This window comes from bacterium (assembly GCA_026398675.1).
In the GTDB taxonomy this organism is placed as follows: Bacteria; RBG-13-66-14; RBG-13-66-14; order RBG-13-66-14; family RBG-13-66-14; genus RBG-13-66-14.
Genome location: JAPLSK010000051.1, coordinates 1 through 7,064 on the forward strand (window position 1 = coordinate 1; position 7,064 = coordinate 7,064).

The window sequence follows — 7,064 nt, forward strand, 5'->3', positions numbered from 1 at the left end:
CGCCCACTACGACCTCGCGCCCCGCGGCTGAGGCGGCCAGGGTCAAGAGCGTGGCCGCGGCGTTGTTGTTGAACGCGCAGCCGGGAAAGCCGAACAACCGTTCGCAACGTTCCCGAACGGCGTCCTGTCGTTGACCCCGCCCACCTGTCGGGACGTCCATCTCCACCTCGGCCGCCCGGGACGCGCCGACCATGGCGGCCACCACCTCATCCGCCAGTGGGGCACGGCCCAGGCCCGTGTGGAGGACCACACCGGTCAGATTAAACGCTCTTTTTACGCCGCCCATGACATCTCGTTAATCGAAATAAACCCGGACAAGTATGCAAAATTCGATAAACCCTTGACAAGAGCCTCTTCGCTGTGTTAATCTGCTTTAACTGTAGCTTGAGGATGCGGAAAGCAAGAAAAACGTCGGGCGGTTGGTCGCCCGAGAAAATCTGTCGGCGGGGAACACCCGTCAACACAAAAGGAGCGACATGAAAAAACTACTCATCGCCCTGCTCATCGGCGCCTTGTCCATCGTTTCCCTGATTCTCATCGGTTGCGGTGACCAGGCTGACCACCCCGGCAACCCCGACCGAGGCAGCTACCGGAACCGCTGCCGTGCCCACCGAGACCACCGAGAAGCCCGTCACCCACTAGCACGGTCTCCATCTGAGCGAAAGGGGTCCCCCCGAGGGGGCCCTTTTAATACCGGGATCGGTTGATTGAGGGGCGGCTCCTTCCGCGCGTATAAGGAATCCCCAGGGGCTCCCTTTTTTAATACCGGGTTTTTCTCATCACATATACCCTCGGTACGAAAGGGGTCCAAAGAGGGACTCCTTTTTATGCCGGTGGGCGACTCGATGGACACCGTCTTCGCCTCGGTCATGCTTTTCCCGTCTTGCACCCCCGCCGCAGGAGGAAGAGGCCCAGGGCGGCCACGCTCTTGGAGTCCACCAGACGCCCGTCGAAGAGCATCCGCTCCACCTCCCCGAGCGGCGTGGGCACGAGGCGGATCAGCTCGTCGTCGTCGGGCTGGGGCCGCTCCCGGTGGAGCTCCGTGGCGAGGTACAGGTGGATGAGCTCGTCGCAGAAGCCTGGGCAGGTGTAAACGCCGGACAGGCGCTCCATCTTCCCCGCCCGATAACCCGTCTCCTCCAGGAGCTCCCGGTGCGCCGCCGCCAGGGGATCCTCGCCCGGGTCTATCTTCCCGGCGGGGAGCTCCAGGAGGTCCACCTCGGGCCCCTTGCGGTACTGGCTGATTAAAAGGACGGTTCCGTCATCGAGCAGGGGCAGCATCAGCACGGCGTCGGCGACGCGGACCAGCTCCCGGGTGGAGAGTTTACCGTTGGTCAGCCGCACCTCGTCCACCCGGACCTCCATGATCCGACCGGAGTAGATCAGGCGGCTGGAAAGGCTCTCCTCGCTCAAGACCCCTCCTCGATCTCCAGGCCGGTTATCAGGAACTCGCGACCCTCGAGAACGGCGAGGTCCCTCCCTCCGCAGTGGGGACAGATGAAGTACGGCTCGTCGAGGGTGAATTCCTCGCCGCAGCCCCCGCAGCGGACCCGCCCGTCCCGGCGCTCAACCTCCAGCTCCGAGTCCGCCAGGCGGCCCCCCTCCGTGAGCGCCCGGTAGCAGAACTCGAGGCTCTCGGGCACGAAACCGGTGAGCCGACCCAGGAGCAGCTTCACCTTGACCAGACGCGTGCCCTCCGGGAGCCTGCCCAGCTCCTCCTCCACGGCCCGCACGATTTCCCGGGTGACGGCCAGCTCGTGCATTTATTTTAAAAACGCAGGCCCGCTAAAACCTCGCAGGCGTAGTCCACGTCGTCGAAGGAGACGTCCTTGTGGGTGACCAGGCGGACCTTGTCCGCGCCGAAGGAAAAGAAGCGGACCCCCCTCGCTCCGGCCTCCTCCACTACCCGGTCCGAGGCCACGCCCTCGAGCAGGGGGATGACGATGTTGGTATGGACTTGGGCGGGATCTATCCGGGCCCAGGGGATTCCGGCCAAAGTCTTAGCCAGCCGCTGGGCCTTGGAGTGGTCCTCGGCCATGCGGGCCCAGTTATGCTCGATGGCGTAGAGGCCCGCTGCGGCGAGGATTCCCACCTGGCGCATCCCGCCGCCGCAGATTTTCCGCAACCGGTGCGCCCTCGTGATGAAGTCCGCCGGACCGGCCAGAATCGAGCCCACGGGGCAGCCGAGCCCCTTGGAGAAGCAGCTCATCACCGAGTCCCCCACCGACGCGAGCTCGGCCATGGGTTTCCCGGTGGCCACCGAGGCGTTCCACAGGCGGGCACCATCCAGGTGAATCTTCACCCCGTGCTCGTCGGCGAACGCGCGCAGGACGCGGAAAATCTCCTGGTTCGGCACGACGCCGCCCAGTCGGTTGTGGGTGTTCTCCAGGCAGATCAAAGAGGTGCGCGAGGAGTGGAACTCGCCGGACTTGTAGCGCTTCTTCACCGCGTCCGGATCGGGCGCCCCCTCCACGACGGGCACCTCACGGGTGAGCACCCGGGCCAGAAACCCCGGCGCCCCATACTCGTACTCCAGGATGTGGGCGTCCTGGCCGAGTATGACCTCGTCCCCGCCCGTGGTCCAGGCGGCCACCGCCACCTGGTTCGCCATGGAACCCGAGGCGGTGAAAAGAGCCGCATCCTTCCCCACCAGTCCGGCGTACCGGCGCTCGAGCTCCTTCACCGTGGGGTCGTCGCCCAGGACGTCGTCGCCGACCTCGGCGGAAACCATCGCCTCGAGCATGGCTTTATCCGGCCGCGTAACGGTGTCCGAGCGCAGGTCAACGTCCCTCGCCGCCATGAGCACCTCCCGTGGACGCCGCATCGGCGCCCTTTTCACGCATCAGCCTGAAGTACCGGTACAGGTAAACCGCTAGCGAAACCGCCACCAGAAAGGCGCAAATCCAGGACAGGGCCGTTTCCAGCCAGAGATGGCCCGTGCGCAGGGTGTAGACGACGAGGGTCGCCCCGATGACGAAGGCCGCCGCCTTGCCCGCGTAGCTGCTCATCGGGGTCTCGCGCCTGCGGTGCCGCAGGAGGCAACCGCCCAACAGAATCAGCGCGTCCCGCCCCAGGACGACGACGGCCAGCCACAGGGGGAAATCCCGGTAGATGACCAGCACCACCGCCGCGGCGCCGATGCAGACCTTATCCGCCACGGGGTCTATCACCTTGCCGAACTCGGTGACGGCGTTCCACCGCCGGGCCAGAAGGCCGTCCAGTCCGTCGAAGGCCATGGAGAAAATCATCAGCCCGGCCGCGGCCCAGGGCGCCCAGGCGTCGGGCAGCGTTACCAGATAGAGCACCACCGGCAGCATGACCAGACGGGTAACCGAAAGCAGGTTGGGAATCTGCCGCCGGATACCGGTCGCCGGGGGACGCGCGTTCGAAGGTCCGGGGCTGTCGGTGAAACCTCTCGGCATCGGCGGCTCAATCCGTCGGGGGAGGCATTTCCCCGGTTCTCTTCTCGACATCGTCCACCGTGCGGCGGCGGGGAATTTCCGGCTCGATGCCGGGACCGGTGATCTGCCGACTGGCCAGGAGATCCAGCCCGAGCTCCTGGGTGACGCGGCTCACGGCGCCGTCATGGAGCCGGACCAGCTCGGCGCGGAACTCGATACCGCGGACGGTGAGCGCGGCGCGGACCAGCGTGTACTCGAAAAAGAGAAAGCCGAGGCCGGCCACGACGAAACAGACGATACCGAGGGCCAGACTTACCAGCCAGGGTTTGAAGATGTAGAGCGCGAGCCAGGCGGGGAAAATATAAATGAACGCCCGTCCGACGGCCGCCCAGAGAATCGCGCCCCAACCGGCGTCGGCCCCGGTGTGGCTGGCCATGCCCGTTCGAACCTGAAGGGCCTTAAAATCGGGGCCTAACTCCACCCGCAGCCAGGTGTACAGGGGGTAGAGACGCCGCCGGAGACGAACGTAAAGATCGGGGTGCACGCGGAAACCGGCCGCGCCACGGGGGGTGAAGAGGGTATAGAGGCGCCTGTAACCGGGGAAGGGGGCTCCCGCGGAGTCCATCCAGGCCCGCAGCCCGGTCAACCCGGCGAAGTAACGCTCCCCGTCCAGGGGCTCATCCGCGACGAGGGAAGCCGCGTAGGTGATGTCCTTCACCGGAGCTCCTCCCAGGTGGCCCAGCCGAAGGGCGCGTTCGCCTCGCTTCGGGCGAGGAGGTCCTCGGCTTCGGGCGGAACGCCGCCCTCGTCCAGCCGCTCCAGGGCCGTCACGAGGGAGTGGAAGCACTCCCGATGCTGATTGTACCGCAGGTTGGCGTAGTCCCGCGCCGAGTGCGTGTAAATGAGAAACGGCCAGTCGGAGGCCTCGAGGAGGAGGAGCTCCCGGGCGGCGGCGGCCAGAAGGCGACGGGCCAGCTCCCGCCCCTCGTCTCCGTGCTCCCGGGCGGCGGCGGCCAGGCGGTCCTCCGCGGAGTGTACCGCATCCCAGTAATCCCGCGCGTGTTCACCCAGCCACACCTTGTGGTAGCCGTCGTAGCCCCACGAGCCCTCCCGGAGAACCACCGGCTCGGTCGGAACACGCCCCAGCGCCTCCGACGGGCAGGCCAGGGTGAGCCGCTCCGAGCCGGCGACGCCCTCCAGCACTTGGGACAGCCACTCCGGACCCTCGTACCACCAGTGCCCGAAGAGCTCGCAGTCGAAGGGCAGGGTGAGGACGGCCCGTTCACCGGGGGCCTTCAAAGCCAACTCTTCCAGGATACCCACGAAGTGCCCGGCATGTTCCCGGACCTTCGCCCGGGCGGTCTCGGGGTCGTAGGGGGCCTTGTGGCCCACGTAGACGTCCTTGCCGGTCACCCGCCAGTAGCGCAGGCCGCTGGGCCACCTCCGTCGGTGGAACTCCCGGTAATCCACGTCACCGGGGTAGCCGACGAAGCCGTCCCACACTTGCCGGTTGGCGGTGGAATCCCGGACGAACACCCGGAAAGCCGACCCGTCCGGCGCGTAAACCCCGTAGGGGGAACGATCGGGGTACGAGGTGCGGAACTGGCGGCGTGAATCCCGGTAGTCGTCCAGGAGCACCGGGTCGCCCGGCGTATCCTCGGGGACCCTAGCCTCGACCAGGTGGGCGTCCACGAAAGTATAGCGGACCCCGGCCGCGTCGAGGTGCGCGCCGGTGCCCTCCCGCGGCGAGAGGGAATCCGCGGTGAAGGGTCGCCTCCATCCACGACCCGGCCGGTAGGCGCACTCGGGGAGCCAGAAACCGCCGGTCCAGGCGCCCATATGCCGTCCGTGGGCCAGGAGCCCCAGCCGGATCTGGCGCGCCACGGCGTCTTCCCGGCCGAGGAGCGGGAGGTAGCCGTGGGTGGCGGCGCCGGCGGCCGTCTCCAGAAATCCGCCACCGACGAGCTCGCGGAAGCCACTGAGAATATCGCCGTCGAGACGATCGAAGTCATCCGCATAGCCCAGGAGCTCGGCCTCCCAAACCCGGGCCAGCCCGGCGAGGCGCTCATCGCCCTTCGCCTCGAAATCCCGGGCGTCGTCGGCGGCCGCGGCGGCGTGTCCCCGCAGGTACTCCCGCAGACCACTCTCGAACCGTGGGTCGGCGAGCTGTTCCGCCAGTGTGGGGGTGAACCCGAAGCCGAGGCGGAGGGGAACATCGCGTCCCGCCAACTCCCGGAGCCGGCGGAGGAGAGGGAGGTAAACCCCGGCGGCCGCCTCGTAGAGCCACACCGACCCGTGCGGCCAGGTGCCGTGACCCAGAAGGTACGGGAGGTGAGCGTGGAGGTAAAAAACGACGTCGGCGAACTGTGCCATAAAAAAATTTGGGAAGCGCGTTTTCGGCGCAGGGCAATCTTACCGGCCCGCGGGCGCTTTCACAAGGGTTACTTTGCCGGTCCCGCCCCGGCTGCTATAATCCCCCTGAAGATGGACGATTCACATGAGCTTCGAAAGTGCCGCGACGCCGCCTACCGCCTCCTCGCCATGCGGGATCACGCGGTACGGGAGCTCGCGACCAAGCTGGAGCGGCGCTTCGAGCCCGGAATCGTCGGCCTCGTCCTGGCGGGTCTTGCGGAGCGGGGGCGCGGTCTAAACTGCCCTCCCTCGCCGGACTGGACCGGGAGGCCGCAGCCCGCAGGCTCCTTTCCCACCTTGAACGGCGCGGTTTCAGACCCGATCTCATTCGTGGAGCCGCCCTGCGCGCCCTCGACGGCTGGCCCTCTGCCCAATGACACGACAAGGAGGACGGATGCCCACCACGGCCGACAGATCCGCCGAAAAGGCCTTGGAAAAGTACCGCCGCCTGGGCGGCGAGAACCTGGTCGCCCAACTTCGGGCCGTGGGCTACGACGCGGTCTTCGTCCCGACCCGGGAGAAGGCCCTCGAAGAGCTCCTCGCTCGGGTGCCCGCGGGGGCCACGGTAGGCGTCGGCGGATCGCTCACCCTGGGCCAGATCGGCGCCCTGGAGGCCCTCCGCGAGCGGGGGCACGAGGTGCTCACCCCCCTCGGCACCGACGCGTCGGGCGAGGAGAAGGCCGCTCTGCGCAGGAGGGGCCTGACCGCCGACGTTTTCCTCACCGGGGTGAACGCCGTCACCGCCGACGGGGAAATCGTCAACCTGGACGGCACCGGCAACCGGGTTGCCGCCACCTGCTTCGGGCCTGGGCGGGTGATCTACGTGCTGGGCATCAACAAGCTCACCGGCGACCTGGAGGAAGCCCTGTCCCGGGTAAGGAACCTCGCCGCGCCGGCCAACGCCATGCGCCTCAAGCTCAAAACCCCCTGCGCCGATACCGGTTTCTGCCACGACTGCGACTCCGAGGGGCGCATCTGCAACCACCTGGTCATCCATCTGCGCGCCGGGAGGGGGGAGCACTCGGTGATTGTCGTGGACGAGCCACTGGGGCTCTGACGCGGCGTGCCTGGGTATTATCCAACAGCCCGGGGGTTAGGGCCCTTTTTTTTACTCTTGTTCATCCGGTGGCCCTTGACGGACTTGTTTTTTTGTGCTAGTTTAAATTAGCCTTGAGAAAGGTCTAAAAAGGGGGGTAAAAATGGTTAAACACAAGTTGTTCTCTTCTCTTCTCTTCTCTTCTCTTCTCTTCT

8 protein-coding genes are annotated in these 7,064 nt (G+C 66.6%); 1 reads left to right on the forward strand and 7 read right to left on the reverse strand.

The window, feature by feature from the left end; genetic code table 11:
* The 7 genes from NTW26_00735 to NTW26_00765 all read right to left on the reverse strand — a co-directional run.
* The coding region (locus NTW26_00735; protein MCX7020800.1) for an L-seryl-tRNA(Sec) selenium transferase at positions 1–286 on the reverse strand (286 nt) is incomplete at its 3' end.
* 581 nt (positions 287–867) lie between these two features.
* Positions 868–1,413 carry an NUDIX hydrolase gene (locus tag NTW26_00740; GenBank protein ID MCX7020801.1) on the reverse strand — a complete coding sequence of 182 codons (546 nt, stop codon included), beginning with the start codon at positions 1,411–1,413 and terminating at the stop codon, positions 868–870.
* On the reverse strand, positions 1,410–1,763 hold the full coding sequence (locus NTW26_00745; protein MCX7020802.1) for a hydrogenase maturation nickel metallochaperone HypA: 354 nt from the start codon (positions 1,761–1,763) through the stop codon (positions 1,410–1,412). The genes NTW26_00740 and NTW26_00745 overlap by 4 nt, the downstream gene beginning before the upstream one ends.
* Before the next feature lie 5 nt (positions 1,764–1,768).
* On the reverse strand, positions 1,769–2,800 hold the full coding sequence (locus tag NTW26_00750) for an aminotransferase class I/II-fold pyridoxal phosphate-dependent enzyme (GenBank protein MCX7020803.1): 1,032 nt from the start codon (positions 2,798–2,800) through the stop codon (positions 1,769–1,771).
* Positions 2,781–3,422 (reverse strand): CDP-alcohol phosphatidyltransferase family protein, encoded by a 642-nt coding sequence (locus tag NTW26_00755; GenBank protein ID MCX7020804.1) that lies wholly within the window; start codon positions 3,420–3,422, stop codon positions 2,781–2,783. Before NTW26_00755 ends, NTW26_00750 begins: the two co-directional genes overlap by 20 nt.
* Positions 3,423–3,429: 7 nt before the next feature.
* The gene (locus NTW26_00760) at positions 3,430–4,119 is read right to left on the reverse strand and encodes a hypothetical protein (protein MCX7020805.1); all 690 of its coding nucleotides are present in this window, start codon (positions 4,117–4,119) and stop codon (positions 3,430–3,432) included.
* Positions 4,116–5,774, reverse strand: a complete 1,659-nt coding sequence (locus tag NTW26_00765) for a DUF1957 domain-containing protein (GenBank protein ID MCX7020806.1) — start codon at positions 5,772–5,774, stop codon at positions 4,116–4,118. The genes NTW26_00760 and NTW26_00765 overlap by 4 nt, the downstream gene beginning before the upstream one ends.
* A 433-nt stretch (positions 5,775–6,207) precedes the next feature.
* Between NTW26_00765 and NTW26_00770 the strand changes: the two genes are divergently transcribed.
* Complete coding sequence (locus NTW26_00770) at positions 6,208–6,870, forward strand: lactate utilization protein (GenBank protein ID MCX7020807.1); 663 nt, start codon at positions 6,208–6,210, stop codon at positions 6,868–6,870.
* Positions 6,871–7,064: the final 194 nt, after the last annotated feature.